Origin of the sequence: Cognatiyoonia sediminum, from assembly GCF_900129845.1 — a bacterium.
Taxonomy (GTDB): Bacteria; Pseudomonadota; Alphaproteobacteria; order Rhodobacterales; family Rhodobacteraceae; genus Cognatiyoonia; species Cognatiyoonia sediminum.
This window is the reverse complement of record NZ_FQXB01000001.1, coordinates 624,996-642,566: the sequence shown is the minus strand read 5'-3', so window position 1 is coordinate 642,566 and position 17,571 is coordinate 624,996. Positions and strand designations below refer to the sequence as shown.

The 17,571-nt window shown below is 52.6% G+C and carries 16 protein-coding genes; 6 read left to right on the top strand and 10 right to left on the bottom strand.

What is annotated here, in order from left to right:
- Positions 1-66 precede the first annotated feature (66 nt).
- Both BUA85_RS03195 and aroQ read right to left on the bottom strand, forming a co-directional pair.
- Entirely contained in the window at positions 67-822 is a 756-nt protein-coding gene (locus BUA85_RS03195) for a LuxR family transcriptional regulator (protein ID WP_072899229.1), read from the bottom strand.
- Positions 819-1,265: a type II 3-dehydroquinate dehydratase gene (gene aroQ, locus BUA85_RS03190; RefSeq protein ID WP_072899228.1), complete on the bottom strand. Its 447-nt coding sequence runs from the start codon at positions 1,263-1,265 to the stop codon at positions 819-821. Before aroQ ends, BUA85_RS03195 begins: the two co-directional genes overlap by 4 nt.
- A gap of 568 nt (positions 1,266-1,833) precedes the next feature.
- On the opposite strand from aroQ, the gene BUA85_RS03185 reads away from it, so the two are divergent.
- Positions 1,834-3,282 (top strand): M81 family metallopeptidase, encoded by a 1,449-nt coding sequence (locus BUA85_RS03185; protein WP_165611578.1) that lies wholly within the window; start codon positions 1,834-1,836, stop codon positions 3,280-3,282.
- A 12-nt stretch (positions 3,283-3,294) separates the two neighbouring features.
- Here BUA85_RS03185 and bhcR read toward each other — a convergent pair whose 3' ends face one another.
- Positions 3,295-4,131 carry an HTH-type transcriptional regulator BhcR gene (gene bhcR, locus BUA85_RS03180; protein ID WP_072899224.1) on the bottom strand — a complete coding sequence of 279 codons (837 nt, stop codon included), beginning with the start codon at positions 4,129-4,131 and terminating at the stop codon, positions 3,295-3,297.
- 169 nt (positions 4,132-4,300) lie between these two features.
- On the opposite strand from bhcR, the gene bhcA reads away from it, so the two are divergent.
- From bhcA to gndA, 5 genes are all read left to right on the top strand, one after another.
- Positions 4,301-5,491, top strand: a complete 1,191-nt coding sequence (gene bhcA / locus BUA85_RS03175; RefSeq protein ID WP_072899222.1) for an L-aspartate--glyoxylate aminotransferase BhcA — start codon at positions 4,301-4,303, stop codon at positions 5,489-5,491.
- Complete coding sequence (gene bhcB / locus BUA85_RS03170; RefSeq protein WP_072899221.1) at positions 5,491-6,462, top strand: beta-hydroxyaspartate dehydratase BhcB; 972 nt, start codon at positions 5,491-5,493, stop codon at positions 6,460-6,462. The genes bhcA and bhcB overlap by 1 nt, the downstream gene beginning before the upstream one ends.
- A 5-nt stretch (positions 6,463-6,467) precedes the next feature.
- A complete protein-coding gene (bhcC, locus tag BUA85_RS03165) occupies positions 6,468-7,628 on the top strand; it encodes a 3-hydroxy-D-aspartate aldolase BhcC (protein ID WP_072899219.1) in 1,161 nt (386 codons plus the stop codon).
- 84 nt (positions 7,629-7,712) lie between these two features.
- A complete protein-coding gene (gene bhcD / locus BUA85_RS03160; RefSeq protein WP_072899217.1) occupies positions 7,713-8,678 on the top strand; it encodes an iminosuccinate reductase BhcD in 966 nt (321 codons plus the stop codon).
- 81 nt (positions 8,679-8,759) lie between these two features.
- Complete coding sequence (gene gndA / locus BUA85_RS03155) at positions 8,760-10,154, top strand: NADP-dependent phosphogluconate dehydrogenase (protein ID WP_072899215.1); 1,395 nt, start codon at positions 8,760-8,762, stop codon at positions 10,152-10,154.
- Here gndA and BUA85_RS03150 read toward each other — a convergent pair.
- The 7 genes from BUA85_RS03150 to BUA85_RS03120 all read right to left on the bottom strand — a co-directional run bounded on the left by BUA85_RS03150 (position 10,151) and on the right by BUA85_RS03120 (position 17,571).
- The gene (locus BUA85_RS03150; protein ID WP_072899213.1) at positions 10,151-11,326 is read right to left on the bottom strand and encodes a M24 family metallopeptidase; all 1,176 of its coding nucleotides are present in this window, start codon (positions 11,324-11,326) and stop codon (positions 10,151-10,153) included. The genes gndA and BUA85_RS03150 overlap by 4 nt on opposite strands.
- A gap of 32 nt (positions 11,327-11,358) precedes the next feature.
- Positions 11,359-12,048 carry a phosphate regulon transcriptional regulator PhoB gene (gene phoB, locus BUA85_RS03145; protein ID WP_072899211.1) on the bottom strand — a complete coding sequence of 230 codons (690 nt, stop codon included), beginning with the start codon at positions 12,046-12,048 and terminating at the stop codon, positions 11,359-11,361.
- 11 nt (positions 12,049-12,059) lie between these two features.
- Positions 12,060-12,764 (bottom strand): phosphate signaling complex protein PhoU, encoded by a 705-nt coding sequence (gene phoU, locus BUA85_RS03140; RefSeq protein ID WP_072899209.1) that lies wholly within the window; start codon positions 12,762-12,764, stop codon positions 12,060-12,062.
- A gap of 15 nt (positions 12,765-12,779) precedes the next feature.
- Positions 12,780-13,580 (bottom strand): phosphate ABC transporter ATP-binding protein PstB, encoded by an 801-nt coding sequence (gene pstB / locus BUA85_RS03135; protein WP_072899207.1) that lies wholly within the window; start codon positions 13,578-13,580, stop codon positions 12,780-12,782.
- 12 nt (positions 13,581-13,592) lie between these two features.
- Positions 13,593-14,936: a phosphate ABC transporter permease PstA gene (gene pstA, locus BUA85_RS03130; protein ID WP_072899205.1), complete on the bottom strand. Its 1,344-nt coding sequence runs from the start codon at positions 14,934-14,936 to the stop codon at positions 13,593-13,595.
- Complete coding sequence (pstC, locus tag BUA85_RS03125) at positions 14,933-16,414, bottom strand: phosphate ABC transporter permease subunit PstC (protein WP_072899203.1); 1,482 nt, start codon at positions 16,412-16,414, stop codon at positions 14,933-14,935. The genes pstA and pstC overlap by 4 nt, the downstream gene beginning before the upstream one ends.
- A 122-nt stretch (positions 16,415-16,536) precedes the next feature.
- A complete protein-coding gene (locus BUA85_RS03120) occupies positions 16,537-17,571 on the bottom strand; it encodes a substrate-binding domain-containing protein (RefSeq protein ID WP_072899201.1) in 1,035 nt (344 codons plus the stop codon).

Here is a 17,571-nt window from a genome sequence, read left to right as displayed (position 1 = left end):
ATTCCGTACCTTTTTGAGCATCGAGTCAAAAATCGAATGTCAATCCGGCGTGACAGCCGAAATTACCTACGCTTCGGCCACAAACATCTGGTTGTAGAAAGCCGCCTTAAGAACTGCCTGCGCAGTTGTTTCGACGTCCAAGGCTTCACGCGCAAGCCGCAGATGCTTTTCGACTGTCGCTGCTGTCAAATTCAACAGGACCGCAATATCTTGGGTGGTTTTGCCATCGCCAACCCATTGCAAAACTTCACGCTGTCGCTTTGTAAGTGCTCTGGCACCGGAGTAGGGCAGTGTATGTAGTTTCAGGTGCATGACATTATTGACAGCGGTCAATTCGTCGCCGTGCTCAGCCCAAATTTCTTCCACTTCGTCTTGTGTCATGCCGGGCTTGGCAGTTAGGGCAATGGCGCCTTTGGTCCTATGCGACACCGACCGAAAGCTAACGGTATAGCCTGCTGTGACGTCCATTGATTGGTTGAACGCAATCACCATCTTCTCGCCATCGGTCAACATATCGGCCTGTGCGAGATCTTGCATCCAACGCCAGCTACACGCCCCGTCATTTTCTAATGCCCAACGTACCATCGGCCCTTGTTGATAATGCCCGCCGGACATGAAGGTATCCATGTATTCGCGTGTATGGTTCGACAGCAAAACCATATCATCCAAATCGCCAAGCGAAGAAACCGTTCGGTAGCGCGTGTAGCCGTATAACAAACGATCAAAGCCGTAGCGCTTCATGCGTTCGGTGTGGAGATTCCAAAGCTCCTGATCCGATCGTGCGTTTGTTGCAGCGTTGAGGTAGTCGATTAAATCGCTCATACGCCGCCTTCGAGATGCTGATGCATTGCGGTCATCGCGAGCGTATAACCATTGGCACCAAATCCACAAATTAGCCCGATGGATACTGGCGCGAGATAAGAATGATGTCTGAACGGTTCCCGCGCATGCACATTGCTTAAGTGAAGCTCAATGGTGGGAATTTCCACAGAGGCGATCGCGTCGTGCAAGGCTAAGGAAGTATGCGTGTAGGCACCCGCATTGAATACGATACCATCGTGCACACCTTTCGATGCTTGGATAATGTCGACCAACGTTCCTTCGTGATTGGACTGCTCAAATGATACAGAAATACCAAAAGAAGAGGCGAATTTTGCACATGCGTCCTCAATTTGAGCAAGCGTAGTTCCGCCGTAAACCTCAGGTTGGCGCGTCCCAAGCATGTTAAGATTGGGGCCATTTAAAATGAGCAGTGATCGGGTCATAGAAGTTTGACTAACATTCCAATCACGTCTTGCAACTAAAATGCGAATACCTGCGTCAATAAAGCAAAAGATTTTTTGCGTGTGTGATCTCTAGTCCTGAGAACAACAGATCACTTCGAGTGGTAACCAGAAGTTAAGAAGGCGCTGTCCGAATTCTAAGAGTTCATCGTACAAAGGGAAGCTTTGACGACAAGACTAAAGCCAGAATTTTTCTATTCGTTTAATGAATACGAATTAGATTGCGATGCAATTTGTGGTTTAATTGTTTTAAATCAAAATGAAAGGGTATCTAGTTAATGTAACCTTTCATTGGCGTTGAGAGCTTTCTAAGTGCAACCGGAGTTAAGGTGGAATTAACTCAGGGTGTATCATGCCACAAAGCTTAGCTTAGGCTATCTTCTCATTCCGTTTTTCAAAATTTATATTACATAATACTGATTATACGTATTTTCTTAGACGAGAACGCCAAACGCTTACTACATGTTTGGCAAACACTTAATAACTCGCCTACTGTGCAAACACAGTACCAAATAAATTAAGCACGACGAGACTATCAATGCATTTGTTCATGGCAACGCTGTCCACAGAAACAAATACGTTTTCGCCCGTTCCTACCATTCTTTCTGATTACGAAGCCTATTACCTTCGACACGGCACAGCGACGCAAGATGCGCCAAACCTTATGACTGAAGCATTGCACGTTTGGCGCCAGCGGGCTGAGGCGTTGCATTGGTCTGTCACCGAAAGTCTTACAGCCATTGCAGAACCGGCCGGCCTGACTACAGCTACGACTTTTGACGCGCTCAAGAACGAAATACTCGATGATCTTCGAAACTCAGCAAAACCCGATGTCATCTTATTGCAGCTCCACGGCGCCATGGTCGCTGAGGATGAGCCCGATTGCGAAGGACGCATCGTATCGGAAATCCGAGCCCTCTGCCCCGATGCAGTTATCGGAGTCGCTCTTGACCTTCACTGCCACCTTCGACCGCGTTTATTGGAACATGCGGACCTACTGATCGCTTTTCGGGAATACCCACATGATGATGCTGCAGCTCGTGCTAAAGAACTCTTTTCACTGGCCAAACGACAGCTGTCTGGTGAAATCTCACCGCAAATTGGGATGTTTGACTGTCGAATGGTGTCGCTGTTTCTGACCAAGACAGACCCGATGCGCGCGTTTAAAAAAGAAATGGAGGCTGCGGAGGACATTCCCGGGGTATTGTCAGTCACATTGGGACATGGGTTTCCTTGGGCAGATCTACCCGAAACCGGTGCTCGAATGCTCGTTACAACAAATGGCGATCTACCATTGGCGCAAGAGACAGCCAAGGCGTTGGGCCAGCGCTTCTTTGAGCTGCGCGACGAGGTCGCTATGGCCTATTCCGAGTTAGATGAGGCCTTGGACCAAGTCGAAGCCACCTCCTCCGGTCCCATCGTTCTGGCGGATATGTCTGATAACTCGGGCGCCGGAGCACCAGGAGATTCAACCTATGTGCTTGAAGCCATTCTGGAACGCGGGCTTCGTAATTTGGCATCAGCAATCTATTGGGATCCAGATGCGGTTCAGGCTTGTGTTGCAATGGGCGAAGGCGCAGAAATTGAGTTGGATGTTGGCGGCAAAGTCGAAGTCGCATCCGGCCGGCCTGTGAATATCCGTGGTCGGATCATGGCGATCAAGTCGGGGTTGAAGCAGCATTTGGGACCTGCTTTAGAGCCGCTCGGCAGGATGGTTTGGCTAAGGCTCCAGGGTGAAATTGACCTCGTTATCAATGATTTGCGGATACAAGTTTATCACCCAGAAGTATTTGAACAGATGGGCATCGATCTGTCGCAGAAGCACCTGGTCGTAGTGAAATCCCTGTTTCATTTTTACACGTCCTTTGCCGAAATTGCATCTGACGTGATCTTTTGTGCCACGCCTGGGCGGGTGAACCCGAACACGGCGAGGATTGAATTCAAACAGCGTGACCTGAACTTTTGGCCGCGCGTCCACGATCCCTTCGCACTCGATTGAAAACCAACCGGCCTATCGGACCTGCCCGCCGATCGCATTGCTCAACTCATTGGCCGAACGAATGACGGCCTGACCGAGATCATCGATTTCCCGCATCGCCATACGAGATGTTGGGCCAGAGATTGAAAGCCCAGCGACCACTTCCCCGTTCATGTCGAAAACGGGTGCTGCGATGCATTGCATCCCCACATTCTTTTCCTCGTTGTCGAAGGAATAGCCGCTTTGCCGAATGCCTTTTAGGTCCTTCCTAAGATTGTCTGCGTTGGCAAGCGTTCGGTCTGTGAATTTCTCAAGCTGTTGGTCCTTCAGCCATTGCCCGAAGCGATCATCGCTCATTTGAGATAGCAAAGCTTTTCCAATGCCGGAGGAATGCATCGGTGAAAGCGTTCCGGGTGGAAAGAAGGCTCGAATATTTTCGTGTGTTTCAACCTGACTGAGAAAGAGGACCATACCCCCCTTCTCCACCCCTAGGTTTGCGGTTTCACCTGTGGCTTCCATTAAACGTCGTAGAATTGGCCGCGCACGTTCGACAAGGCTCGTGCGCCTTAAGAACCGTGCGCCAATGACAAAGGCCTGCGAACCGATGTGCCAAATCTGGTTTTCTGCGTCGAACTCGACCAAGCCGCGACCTTCCAGAGTGACCAGAATTCGGTACAACGTGGCTGGCGATTGCCCTGTTTCCTCTGCGAGAAGGGAAAGCGGTTTCCCTTGTTCTTGGCTCAAATACTCAAAAACCTGCATGGCTCGATCAAGGGATTTGATCGTATTTTGCTCCGTCTTATCGTGCCAATCGCGAGGACGCCCACGAGATCGGCGCAGGCCTGAATCAGCCTCTTTTTGATGTTCCATCACGCACCTTTTTCATTTTATAAAAATATATTTCGTAATTTGAAAAATTCAAGTCATTGATAACGTGATTCAATTTCTGCTTTCCCATTTATGAAAAAAGTTTTCAAAAAAATTTAACTCGCAGGGCATGAACGCTAAAACCACTTTATCCCATTTGGAGGAGATGGCTATGAGTTTTCAGAACCCGGTCTTTATTCCCGGCCCGACAAACATCCCTGAGAATTTGCGCAAAGCATGTGACATGCCAACAATCGACCATCGGTCGCCATTGTTCGGTTCTATCCTGCATCCCGCACTCGACGGCGTGCGGCAGATTTTGAAGACGACCAAAGCGGAAGTCTTTATCTTTCCGGCATCCGGCACTGGCGGTTGGGAAACAGCGATCACGAACACTCTTTCAGCGGGTGATACGATTTTGGTCGCGCGCAATGGCATGTTCTCTCATCGTTGGATCGATCTTTGTGAACGCCACGGTCTTAATGTGCAAATCGTAGAGACCAATTGGGGCGACGGGATCTCGGCGGAAAAATATGCTGAAATCCTCTCAAAAGATAAGGCACTCAAAATCAAAGCGGTCCTAGCGACGCACAACGAAACGGCAACCGGCGTTAAGTCAGACATTGCGTCCATCGGGCGCGCGGTTAAGTCAGTGAACCACCCTGCCCTGTTTATGGTCGATGGTGTTTCTTCAATTGGATCGATGGATTTCCAGTTTGATAACTGGGGCGTGGACGTAGCAGTCACGGGGTCTCAGAAAGGCTTCATGTTGCCAGCGGGTCTGGCGATCCTCGGATTCAGCGAACGGGCAATGGCCGCGACTAAGTCAGGCACTCTGCATCGCACTTTCTTTGACGTTCACGACATGCAGGCGGGCTATGCGAACAACGCCTATCCTTACACGCCAGCTGTCGGCTTGATGAACGGGTTGAATGAAGCGTGTAAAATGCTTTTGGATGAGGGCCTGGACAACGTCTTTGCCCGACATACTCGGATTGCCAGTGGCGTGCGCGCGGCAGTTTCGGCTTGGGGTCTGGAGTTATGCGCCACCGCCCCAGAATTCTACTCCGATACAGTAAGCGCCATTCGGACGCCCGCTGGCTTCAATGCAACCGACATTGTCACCCATGCGGCTGAAACCTATGGTGTCGCGTTTGGGGTTGGACTTGGCGAAGTCGCCGGAAAAGTTTTCCGCATTGGCCATCTCGGGAGCCTGACGGACGTTATGGCTTTGTCGGGGATCGCCACAGCTGAAATGTGCATGGTCGACCTTGGGTTAGACATCGAGCTCGGCTCAGGCGTCGCAGCTGCGCAAGAGGTGTACCGCGCAGGTCCAGCGATCGAAAACCGGAAGGTTGCGTGATGAAAGATATTGTCGAGAACATACCAACCTATGAGGACATGTTGGAAGCGCACGAGCGGATCAAGCCGCACATTCGTCGCACACCAATCCGGACGTCAAACTATCTGAATGAACTCACGGGTGCTGAGCTGTTCTTTAAATGTGAGAATTTTCAGGAACCCGGTGCGTTTAAGGTGCGTGGCGCGACAAATGCGGTGTTTGGCTTGGATGACGACCAAGCCAAGCGTGGTGTTGCCACGCATTCGTCCGGAAACCATGCATCTTGTCTGTCCTATGCCGCGATGTTGCGTGGCATCCCGTGCAATGTCGTCATGCCAAGCACAGCACCGCAGGCAAAGAAAGATACTGTCCGTCGCTACGGTGGCAAGATCACGGAATGCGAACCTTCGACATCCGCGCGCGAGGCGACCTTTGCTAAGGTGCAGGCCGAAACGGGCGGGGATTTCGTTCACCCATACAACGATCCACGCGTGATTGCGGGACAAGGCACTTGCGCCAAGGAGTTCATGGAGCAGACCGGCGGCCTTGACATCGCTATGGCGCCAATCGGCGGCGGCGGCATGGTTTCTGGCACCTGTTTGACCCTGTCGACCTTGGCACCAGAGACGCAGATCATTGCGGCTGAACCTGAACAAGCCGACGATGCGATGCGCAGCTTCAAGGCTGGCTATATCATTGCCGATGATGCGCCAAAAACCATCGCTGACGGATTGTTGGTGCCTTTGAAAGAGCGGACTTGGCATTTCGTTTCAAACCATGTGACCGATATTCTGACCGCGTCCGAAGAGGAAATCATCGATGCGATGAAGCTGACGTGGAAGCATTTGCGCATCGTGATGGAGCCGTCATCGGCTGTGCCTCTGGCTACGGTTCTCAAAAACACAGATCGCTTCGCTGGCAAACGCGTCGGCATCATTATCACTGGCGGGAATGTCGATCTCGACAAGCTGCCTTGGACATTAGGAGCATAAGACCCATGAAAGATATGGACTTTGAACAACTCGACGTAGGATATGACGTACCTGCCCTGCCAGGCATGAAAGCCGATGACATTCAAACACCCGCTTTGGTCTTGGATCTTGATGCGTTGGAGCGGAACATCAAAAAGATGGGCGATTACGCCAAAGCGCACGGAATGCGCCATCGCGTTCATGGCAAGATGCACAAGTCCGTTGATGTCGCAAAGCTGCAAGAGCGTCTGGGCGGTGCCGTAGGCGTTTGCTGCCAGAAGGTATCTGAAGCTGAGGTCTTCGCGCGTGGTGGGATCAAGGATGTTCTGGTGTCGAACCAAGTCCGTCATCCTCGTAAGATCGACCGTTTGGCTCAGTTACCGAAGTTCGGGGCGCGCACGATTGTTTGCGTCGACGACATCGACAACGTCGCCGAATTGTCAGAAGCCGCCGTGCGCCACGGCACGCAGATCGAATGCTTCATCGAAATGGATGTTGGCGCGGGTCGTTGCGGCGTGATCGGTGCCGAAAACGTACTGACCATCGCCAAGGCGATTGATGCGGCAGAGGGCCTTAAGTTCACAGGCATTCAAGCCTACCAAGGCGCGATGCAGCACATGGATAGCTACGACGATCGCAAAGCGAAGATTGAAGCTGCGGTTGCGATGGTTAAGGAGGCAATTGATCTTCTTGAACCTGTTGGTTTGAAACCAGAACTGGTTTCAGGTGGTGGTACAGGCAGCTACTATTTTGAATCGAACTCTGGAGTCTTCAACGAACTTCAGTGCGGATCCTACGCCTTTATGGACGCTGACTATGGCCGCATCCTCGATAAAGACGGCAATCGGATCGACCAAGCTGAATGGGAGAACGCGTTCTTCTTGCTGACCTCGGTAATGAGCCACGCAAAGGCGGACAAGGCCATTGTGGATGCAGGTCTTAAAGCCCAGTCCGTGGATAGCGGGTTGCCTGTCATCTACGGCCGGACCGATGTTGAATACGTCAAATGCTCTGATGAGCATGGTGTCGTGGCCGATCCTGATGCGGTTTTGAAAGTGAATGACAAGCTTTGGCTTGTCCCCGGCCACTGCGATCCAACTGCAAATGTGCATGATTGGTATGTCGGCGTACGCAACGGCGTTGTCGAAACGGTTTGGCCAGTGTCAGCACGCGGCAAGGCCTACTAAGTTCGATCCCTTTTCCTCGGTCATGTTTGACCACCTCCCATCGGGGCAGGCTAAGTCCTGCCCCACACTACCTGGAGTACCCCTATGATCATCGTTCCTGAGCGCGAAATTGCTGGGCTAATGACACGCAAAGCCGCGTTTGATGCTGTAGAAAAGGTTTTTGCGGCCATGTCCGCAGGCGACGCCTACAACTTTCCGGTCGTCAGAGAGGCAATTGGACATGAAGACGCGCTTTACGGCTTTAAGGGCGGTTTTGATCAGGCGGGGCTGACTTTGGGGCTCAAAGCTGGAGGCTATTGGCCCAACAATCTGGAAAAACGCAATCTGATCAATCACCAATCAACGGTGTTTTTGTTTGATCCTGATACCGGTAAGGCCAAGGCGATGGTTGGTGGCAATTTGTTGACCGCATTGAGAACCGCCGCCGCCTCATCCGTGTCGATTAAGCATCTGGCGCGGAAAGATGCCAAAGTGATCGGTATGGTTGGCGCGGGACATCAGGCAACGTTCCAATTGCGCGCTGCATTAGAGCAACGCGACTTTGAGAAGGTCATTGGATGGAACCTCCATCCTGAGATGTTGCCTAATATCGAGAAAGTGGCAGAAGAGGCTGGGCTACCGTTCGAAGCTGTGGACCTGAGCGGTATGACCGAAGCGGATGTGATCATTTCGATCACCTCGTCCTTTGCTCCCAGCTTGATGGCCGATCACGTTAGTAGCGGCACACATATCGCTTGCATGGGAACGGACACCAAGGGAAAGAAAGAAGTCGAGGCAGCGCTGTTAGAAACGGCGACTGTCTTTACCGACGAAGTCGCTCAATCAATCTCTATCGGCGAAGCGCAGCACGCGATTGCTGAGGGCTTGATCAGTCAGAACGATGTCAACGAGCTCGGCGCCGTGATTAACGGAACTCATGCAGGGCGGATTGACGAAGACCAAATCACCTTGTTCGATGGGACTGGCGTTGGTTTACAAGACCTTGCAGTCGCAGCCAGTGTTGTGGACTTGGCCGCTGCCAAGGGCATCGCGATTGAGGTCGATTTCTAGAACGCTCTCTGAGACCGTTTCCGCATTTCCATTCCCGATCATGCTAGATAAAATCCTCTCATAGAGCAGAGGGAGGGTGCTATGGCGCTGTGTGACATTGGTTTGATCGGTTTGGGAACGATGGGATCGGCGCTGTCGCTCAACATCGCTGAAAAAGGGTTCGACATCGCGGTCTGGAACCGTCGCACCAAAGTGACCCACGCCTTTAAGGCCGAAGCCGGAGAGCTGGCCGACAAAATTATAGCAACTGAGACATATGAAGAGCTTATCGCCGCTCTCAAATCCCCAAGAGCGATCATTTTGATGGTGCCTGCCGGCGGTCCTGTCGATGATCAGATCGCGCAACTGCGCCCCCTGCTCGACCCTGAAGATATGATTATCGATGCAGGCAATGCGAACTTTCACAATACCCGTACCCGCGCTGCATCGGGCGAGCCGTTTATCGGTATCGGTGTGTCTGGTGGCGAAGATGGCGCGCGCCATGGCCCCTCCATCATGGGCGGTGGTCCGAAGGAATCTTGGGACTCCGTCGCTCATATTCTCGAAGCGATCAGTGCAAAGTATGAAGGCCAGCCTTGCGCCACATGGATGGGGCCAGATGGCGCCGGACACTTTGTAAAAGCTGTTCATAACGGCATCGAATACGCCGACATGCAAATGATTGCCGAGGTCTATGGCATCATGCGAGACGGCATGGGAATGGATGCAGCAGCCATCGGCGGCGTGTTTGAGGCGTGGAACAAAGGGCCGTTGCAATCCTATCTGATCGAAATTTCCGGCGAGGTGGCCAAAGCCATTGACCCAAAAACCGGCGGCGCGATGTTGGATGCAATCGTGGATGCGGCCGGTCAAAAAGGCACAGGCCGTTGGACCGCAATTGAGGCACAGCATCTCGCAGCTCCGGTCCCCGCCATAGAGGCCGCGGTAGCTGCGCGCAATCTGTCGTCGCGTCGGGATGCACGCGCATTGGGTGAAGAACTTTTCGGAGCGGCTCCGAAGCATTTACCGCACGAAACGCTATCAATCGATACCCTGGAACAAGCTCTTATTGCAGGGAAAATCCTCTGCTACGCGCAAGGGTTTGTCATGCTTTCCGCGGCATCTGAAGAATTTCAATGGTCCCTGCCCCTACCCGCAATTGCCGAGGTATGGCGCGAAGGCTGTATCATTCGGTCTGCGATGTTGAACGATATGTCGGAAGCATTAACCGAAGACCCAGAGCGCAACCTCATGTTCGCGCCCTATTTCTCCGATCATCTGAAAAAGAACCATGGGGCATTGCGGCAGGTCGTAGCACAGGCTGCGTTGCACGGCTTGGCGGCACCTGCGCTGTTGTCTGGCCTATCCTACTTCGATACGATGCGGACAGCGCGCGGTACGGCGAATATGATCCAAGGCCAAAGAGACTTTTTCGGTCGTCATAGTTTCGTGCATATTGACGGCAGCGAAGGCCAACACGGGCCTTGGGCGGATTAAGGCTTAACCATCAGCCCGCTCGGCGTTCCGCAAATCTTTTCACACCCCTGTTCAGTAATCAGGATGGGTTCGGTTGTTTCTATTCCTCCGTCATCGAGCCAGAGTGCCGGCATGAAATGAAACGTCATTCCGGCTTCCAAAGGCGTCGTATCACCTGCTCTGAGTGACATAGTTCGCTCACCCCAGTCTGGCGGGTAACTCAATCCAATCGAGTAACCGCAGCGGTTATCCTTTTCGAACCCATGTTTTCCTAGCGTGGTGTCAAATGCATTTGCTAGGTCCTCGCAAAGAACGCCGGGCTTTGCGAGCGCCAGCACGGCATCGGTGGCATTTTGCACCGCCTCTTCTGCCTTTTGATACCTTTCTGGAACCGAACCTAAGGATAAGGTTCTTGATTGAGGGCATTGATACCTTCGATATGCGCCGGCAATTTCGAAAAAAGTGCCAATGTCCTTTTCGAGTGGTGCATCATCCCAAGTCAGATGGGCGGCAGTTGCGTCCAATCCAGATGGGGCCATCGGAACAATTGCGGGATAGTCACCCCAATGACCATCAGCACCTTGTATTCCGGTTCGGTAAATTTCTGCGACCAGATCATTTTTCCGCATTCCAGGTTTGGCCGCTTCTAAAATCGTTTGGTGCATGCAAGTGACAATTTTTCCCGCTCGGCGCATGTATTCGATTTCAGCTTCTGATTTCTTTGCACGAAGCCAATTGACCAACCCTGTCGCGTCTTGTGTCTTTATGCCTTCGGCCTCGAGAGTTTGATGGGCCTTGGCACAGAAATAGTAATTGTCGAGCTCGACACCGAGTGTCTTATTTAAAACCGAGAGGTCTCTTAAAATCTCGGCCAAATCTGACATGGGATGTCTTTTCGGGTTCTGAACGTAGGCGTCTTCGTATCCACGATTTTGCGCGTCATTCATCCAGACGGTTCGATTTGCTCCGGCGAGGTCAATTCCACGACCCCACCAAATCGGATCATTGTCCAAAGTTACCAAGACACCTTGATGAACATAGAAAGACCAACCGTCGTATCCCGTGAGCCACGCCATGTTAGATGGGTCAGTGAGGAGCAGAACTTCTAATTCTGCTTTCTGCATCGCCAGACGCGTTTTTTCTGATCGCGACTGATATTCTAGGATGGAGAAAGGCGGGTTCGGGTTCGGCATTAAAGTCTCCTTGAGGAGACTATGGCAACACTTTAGCCCAATGCATACCCCGCACCACGCACCGTCCGCACGGGGTCTTCCCCGCCGTTCCCGGTTAGCACCTTGCGTAACCTTCCAACGTGGACGTCAACGGTACGTGTATCGACATAGATGTCGCGGCCCCAGACCCGATCAAGAAGTTGATCGCGTGACCAGACGCGACCGGGTTTCTCCATGAACGTACTGAGCAAGCGGAATTCGGTTGGGCCAAGCTTCAGCTGTTCATCGCCTCGCGTAACCCTGTGGGTTTCGCTGTCCAAAACTATGTCGTCATAAGTTAGGACCTGACCGACCGTTGACGGTCTGACACGACGCAACTGAGTGCGCACACGCGCCATCAACTCACTGACGGAATAGGGTTTGACCACATAGTCGTCAGCACCGGTTTCCAGCCCGCGCACCTTGTCGATTTCCTCTGACTTAGCAGAGAGCATGATGATTGGGATATTGCGTGTTTCAGGGCTGATCTTCAGCCTACGACAGACTTCGATGCCAGAGAGGATCGGCATCATCCAATCCAGAACGATCACATCGGGCGGGTCTTCGTTGACCATCATCAGCCCATCTTCACCATTCTCGGCGCGGCTGACGCGGAAGCCCTCGGCCTCTATGTTGTAGGCGAGAACTTCACGCTGGGCTGGTTCGTCTTCTACGACGAGGACATGCGGCTGTGGGAGAGACATCGCAATTTATCCTAAACTTCACCGATGAAAGCTGTTTTGTCTGACTTCGGGCGCGCCTCATCCGGCATTTCACCCGTTACGAGATAAATAACTTGTTCGGCCATATTAGTCGTGAGGTCGCCCATCCGCTCCACGTTTTTGGCCATAAAATGAAGATGCATACAGGCTGTGATATGCCGCGGGTCTTCCATCATGAATGTGAGAAACTCACGGAACAGCGCATTGTACATCTGGTCAACTTCTTGATCGCGCTGGCGCACGTCTTCGGCAAGCTCCGCGTCACCACGGATGTAAGCGTCGAGCGTGTCTTTCAACATCACCTGAACTTCCTTTGCCATCCGGCGTAGGGCAGCATCAGCGCCGTTGATCGGCTGCATATCGGCAAGAACGGAGGTACGCTTGGCGATGTTTTTGGAATAGTCACCAATGCGCTCAAGGCTCGCAGCGAGGCGAAGAACGGTCAGGATGGAACGCAGATCCTTTGAAACTGGCGCACGTAACGCGATCACACGCGCCGCTTCGTCGTTGATTTCGACTTCCAAGGCGTCGATGGCTTTGTCGCCATTCCGCACAGCTTCAGCCAATTCGACATCCCGCTTCTCAAGCGATTGCGCCGCGTTCAAGATAGCATCTTCGACCAATCCACCCATCTTCATGATAAGCGTGATCAGCGCTTCTAAGTCACGATCGTAGGCGGATGAAATATGTTCGTTCATGGAAGGGAGGCTCCGTTACCCGATGCGGCCAGAGATGTAACTCTCGGTCCGTTCGTCTTCGGGGTTGGTAAAGATTTTGTCGGTGTCATCATACTCGACCAAATTGCCGAGGTGGAAAAACGCAGTTTTCTGGCTCACGCGGGCGGCTTGCTGCATCGAGTGGGTGACGATTACCACGGAATAGTTTTGGCGCAACTCGTCGATCAGCTCTTCGACTTGAGCGGTTGCGATTGGGTCAAGCGCGGAACAAGGTTCGTCCATCAGCAAGACCTGTGGTTCAGTTGCGACGGCACGGGCAATGCAAAGGCGCTGCTGTTGTCCACCAGACAAGCCAGTACCTGGCGCATCGAGGCGATCTTTCACCTCATCCCAGATTGCGCCCCGACGAAGTGCCTTCTCAACGATGTCGTCGAGTTCCGCCCTGTTCTTGGCAAGGCCATGGATACGAGGGCCGTAAGCGACATTGTCGTAGATCGACTTCGGGAAAGGGTTCGGCTTTTGGAACACCATGCCCACCTTGGCACGCAGTTGCACAGGATCGACGCGCTTGTCGTAGATGTCTTCGCCATCGATTTTGATGGCGCCTTCTACGCGACACACGTCGATGGTGTCATTCATTCGGTTAATGCAGCGCAAAAATGTTGATTTGCCGCATCCCGATGGCCCGATGAAAGCCGTCACGGTTTTGTCCGCAATATCGACGTTCACGTCTTTGATGGCATGGTTATCGGCGTAATAGACCTGCACGTTTTTCGCGCTGATCTTGATGTCTTGTTCTGTGCTCATCTGACGATCCATATAAGCTAGGTCTTCCATCTCTGTCCCCTTTTACCAGCGACGTTCGAAACGGCGACGGAGAATGATTGCTATGATGTTCATTGTAAGAAGGAACACAAGCAAGACGATAATGCCGCCCCATGCGCGCTCATAGTAGGCGGGGTCGGCCCGTTTGGCCCATTCGTAGATTTGGGCCGGCATGGCGGAGTTCGGGTCAAGGAAACCAGATGCGACGCCCTCTGGGTAGTTCGACGCGATAAAGCCGACCATACCGATCAAGAGGAGTGGCGCAGTTTCACCAAGGGCTTGGGCCAATCCGATGATGGTTCCTGTCAAGATACCCGGCATGGCCAATGGCAGCACGTGGTGGAAAACAGTCTGCATTTTGGAGGCACCCACACCGAGGGCCGCGTCTCGAATGGACGGCGGCACGGCTTTAAGGGAAGCACGGGTTGAGATCACAATCGTCGGAAGCGTCATCAACGTCAGCGTTAGGCCACCTACGATTGGAGCAGACTGCGGCAAATGCGCAAACTGAATGAAGACGGCGAGACCGAGGATACCAAACACGATGGACGGCACGGCGGCAAGATTAGAGATATTCACCTCAATGAGATCAGTGAACCGGTTCTGAGGTGCAAATTCTTCAAGGTATATCGACGCCGCGACTCCTATCGGCAAAGCGAGGATCAGCACCACCAGCATCATAAAGAATGATCCGATCATAGAGACGCCAATACCCGCAGATTCAGGACGTTTCTCTGACGCGTCAGCGCCAGTGATGAATGCCCAGTTGAAGATACGTTCAACACTGCCATCTTCGACCATTTGGTCTATGAGGTCCAAGTGATCTGGCGACAGGTTTTTGTCCCGTGCCAAATCTTCACGCGTGACGCGACCTTTCAAGTAACCATCGACACGCGACGAAGCGAGGACGGTAAATTCCACTGTTTCGCCAATCTGATCGGGGTTCGCGATCACGTAATCACGGATTTGCGCTGCGGCAGAGTCCGACAGTAACTTCGCGAGGTTTTTGTCTTCAATTTCTGTTTCCATACCCTCGGTTGCATCAACCAGAGCGTTTTGGATCAACGGTTTATATCCGAAGGTCGAAACCTTCTTGATCGCTTCAATGTCCCGCTCGCCGGTCTTGTCGAGCTTTTCTTCGAGCAGTTCGACATCCAGTGTCACGTAGGTCTGCGTAAACGCAGGCGTGCCGTTCTGAATGATCGCCCAAAGCAGTGCCACTAGGAAGAACAGACCAACGCAAATGGCGGCGATGCCGTAAGCTTTGAAACGCTTCTCTGCCGCGTTCCGCTTTTTGGTGCGGGCATCAATCTCGAGGATCGATTTCGCTGGTTTCGCGCTGACAGGTGTCACAGTTGTATCGGTCATTCGTATTGCTCCCGGTACTTACGCACGATGTAGAGGGCGAAGATATTTAGTCCCAAGGTGATGACGAACAGCGTGATCCCGAGGGCAAAGGCGACCAAGGCCTCCGGTGAAGAAAAGTCGCTGTCGCCGGTCAGCTGGCTTACGATCTTTGCCGTCACGGTTGTCATGGCTTCAAAGGGGTTCATTGAAAGGCGAGCCGCTGCCCCTGCCCCAAGCACAACGATCATGGTTTCACCGATGGCGCGGGATGCCGCCAGCAAGATCGCCCCGACGATCCCCGGCAAAGCGGCTGGCAGGATCACTTGGCGGACTGTCTCGGAATGGGTCGCTCCCAAGCCGAGTGATCCGTCGCGCATGGACTGTGGAACTGCGTTGATAATGTCGTCGGACAATGAGCTGACAAACGGGATCAACATAATCCCCATGACAAGGCCCGCGGTCATCACGGCTGTTCCGCCTGACATCCAATCGACGCCAAGAAATCCTTTTTGTCCAAATACTTCTACCAAAAGCGGACCCACGGTCAGCAAAGCGAAAAGACCGTAAACGATGGTCGGGATGCCTGCGAGGACCTCTAGCAATGGTTTAGCGACTGAGCGGACCGGCTTTGAGGCATATTCGGACAAGTAAATCGCCGCGAAGAGGCCAATCGGCACCGCAACGATCAGCGCGATCAGGGAGATATAAAGCGTGCCCCAAAGGAGTGGTAGAATGCCCAGTTCTGAACCACCGCCGCGGCCTGAGAAACTCGGGTTCCAGCTAAGGCCAAAGAAAAATTCGGAGGCTGGGTAAAGGCGGAAGAATTCCATCGTGTTAAAGATCAGAGAAAGAACAATTCCCAGCGTCGTCAAAATAGCGATCGATGCCGCGAAGATCAGGATTGCAAGCACTCCTTGTTCGACGACGTTACGGGCTCTGAAATCCTTATTGGTCATCCGCCAAGACACAAGCAAACCTGTCAGTGCGGTTGCGATCACAAAGACCGACTTCCAAGTATCACCAACCTCATTCATAGCGCGGTAGCTTTTGGCGGCTTCAAGGGTGCTTGGTGTCACGTCGGAACCTAGCGCGAACCCTACGCCCGCCAGCAAATCACGAATGTCGTCTTGTTCAGCATCAAGCGCTTCGACCTCTTCTTCTGTCAAAACACCGGTTTCAACGGCGGTATCAAGGCCATCGGCAACCCGCCGAACGTCTGACATGATCAAATCAAGCGACGCGCCCTCTTCGCTGGCTTGATCCGATACCAAGCCCGACACGCTGCTGTTGATTATCAATGGCTGAACCAAGAGCCATAGGATCAACAAACCCATCGCTGGTAGAGTCGTCGCACATGCGACGTTGTAGCCATAATACGATGGTAAAGAATGCAAATTGCGGCTGTTGCCGCCTGCGGACGCCATGGCCCGCTGTCTGCCCAAAACAAATCCGATCACACCCAAAGCCAGCACGATCAGGATCAGAATAGTATTTGGCATCAGAGCCCCCGCCAGTATCGCCAATCGCGCTTTAGCATGATGTTTGGGATACTGCTGTGATTATTTTGAAGTGAGCAGCAAAAAAGTCAGGTGGCCCGTGGATACGGGCCACCTGAAATAGATTAGTTTGTCATTGTCTGTTCGTCAGAGATCATCATCTGAGTGTCAGCCAATGCCGGATCAGACACCAGACCGTATTCAGCCAATGGGCCGTCTGGACCAGCGATTTCGTCTGCAACGAAGAATTCAGCAAATTCCTTCAAGCCAGGGATTACGCCGATGTGCGCCGCTTTGATGTAGAAGAACAATGGGCGTGACACTGGGTATTCGCCGGTTGAGATGGATTCGGTGGATGGCTCAACGCCAGCCATTGTCGCCACTTTCAACTTGTCTGTGTTGTTCTCGTAGAACGCCAGACCGAACACGCCGATCCCGTTTGAGTTTGCGTCGATACGCGCAAGTGTTTCTGTGTAGTCGCCGTCAATGTCTACGGAGCGACCGTCGCCGATAACAGCCAAGCAAGCATCTTCTGCTTCATCTTCGGACATGCCACCAGCGATCATTGCATCATGTGCACCAGTTTCTTCACAGCCAACTGCGATCACATTTTCTTCGAAAACTTCGCGTGTGCCATGCTTTGTGCCTGGGATGAAGGCCAGGATTTCTGCGTCTGGCAGATCAGCGTTGAAGTCGGACCACTTTGTGTGTGGGTTGTCGACAAGCTCACCATCAACCATGACTTTTGGAGCCAATGCGTTGAACAGGTCAGACTGTGTGAACGCCGTGTATTCTGGTCCGTCGATCTGGGACGCAAAGACAATTCCGTCATAACCGATGCGCACTTCGATGATGTCGGTGACACCAGCTTCGGCACATGCAACGATTTCTTTTTCGCGGATCGCGCGGGAAGCGTTAGCGATGTCGATTGTGTTTTCGCCCACACCTTCACAGAAACGCTTGAGGCCAGCGGATGAGCCGCCGGATTCAACAACTGGTGTTGGGAAGTCAAAGTTTTCGCCGAAGGCTTCTGCCACGATAGAAGCATATGGGAGGACCGTGGAAGAGCCAGCGACTTGAACGTTGTCACGTGCGGCAGCGGATGTTGCTGAAACAGCTGCGATCGCCAGGGAAGAGGCGGTCAGTTTCATGAAGGACAT

What these genes read in the sequence shown, in the direction of transcription:
- BUA85_RS03195 (WP_072899229.1), bottom strand. Translation starts at nt 822, where the DNA reads ATGAGCGATTTAATCGACTACCTCAACGCTGCAACAAACGCACGATCG.
- aroQ (WP_072899228.1), bottom strand. Translation starts at nt 1,265, where the DNA reads ATGACCCGATCACTGCTCATTTTAAATGGCCCCAATCTTAACATGCTT.
- BUA85_RS03185 (WP_165611578.1), top strand. Translation starts at nt 1,834, where the DNA reads ATGGCAACGCTGTCCACAGAAACAAATACGTTTTCGCCCGTTCCTACC.
- bhcR (WP_072899224.1), bottom strand. Translation starts at nt 4,131, where the DNA reads ATGGAACATCAAAAAGAGGCTGATTCAGGCCTGCGCCGATCTCGTGGG.
- bhcA (WP_072899222.1), top strand. Translation starts at nt 4,301, where the DNA reads ATGAGTTTTCAGAACCCGGTCTTTATTCCCGGCCCGACAAACATCCCT.
- bhcB (WP_072899221.1), top strand. Translation starts at nt 5,491, where the DNA reads ATGAAAGATATTGTCGAGAACATACCAACCTATGAGGACATGTTGGAA.
- bhcC (WP_072899219.1), top strand. Translation starts at nt 6,468, where the DNA reads ATGAAAGATATGGACTTTGAACAACTCGACGTAGGATATGACGTACCT.
- bhcD (WP_072899217.1), top strand. Translation starts at nt 7,713, where the DNA reads ATGATCATCGTTCCTGAGCGCGAAATTGCTGGGCTAATGACACGCAAA.
- gndA (WP_072899215.1), top strand. Translation starts at nt 8,760, where the DNA reads ATGGCGCTGTGTGACATTGGTTTGATCGGTTTGGGAACGATGGGATCG.
- BUA85_RS03150 (WP_072899213.1), bottom strand. Translation starts at nt 11,326, where the DNA reads ATGCCGAACCCGAACCCGCCTTTCTCCATCCTAGAATATCAGTCGCGA.
- phoB (WP_072899211.1), bottom strand. Translation starts at nt 12,048, where the DNA reads ATGTCTCTCCCACAGCCGCATGTCCTCGTCGTAGAAGACGAACCAGCC.
- phoU (WP_072899209.1), bottom strand. Translation starts at nt 12,764, where the DNA reads ATGAACGAACATATTTCATCCGCCTACGATCGTGACTTAGAAGCGCTG.
- pstB (WP_072899207.1), bottom strand. Translation starts at nt 13,580, where the DNA reads ATGGAAGACCTAGCTTATATGGATCGTCAGATGAGCACAGAACAAGAC.
- pstA (WP_072899205.1), bottom strand. Translation starts at nt 14,936, where the DNA reads ATGACCGATACAACTGTGACACCTGTCAGCGCGAAACCAGCGAAATCG.
- pstC (WP_072899203.1), bottom strand. Translation starts at nt 16,414, where the DNA reads ATGCCAAATACTATTCTGATCCTGATCGTGCTGGCTTTGGGTGTGATC.
- BUA85_RS03120 (WP_072899201.1), bottom strand. Translation starts at nt 17,571, where the DNA reads ATGTCCTTCATGAAACTGACCGCCTCTTCCCTGGCGATCGCAGCTGTT.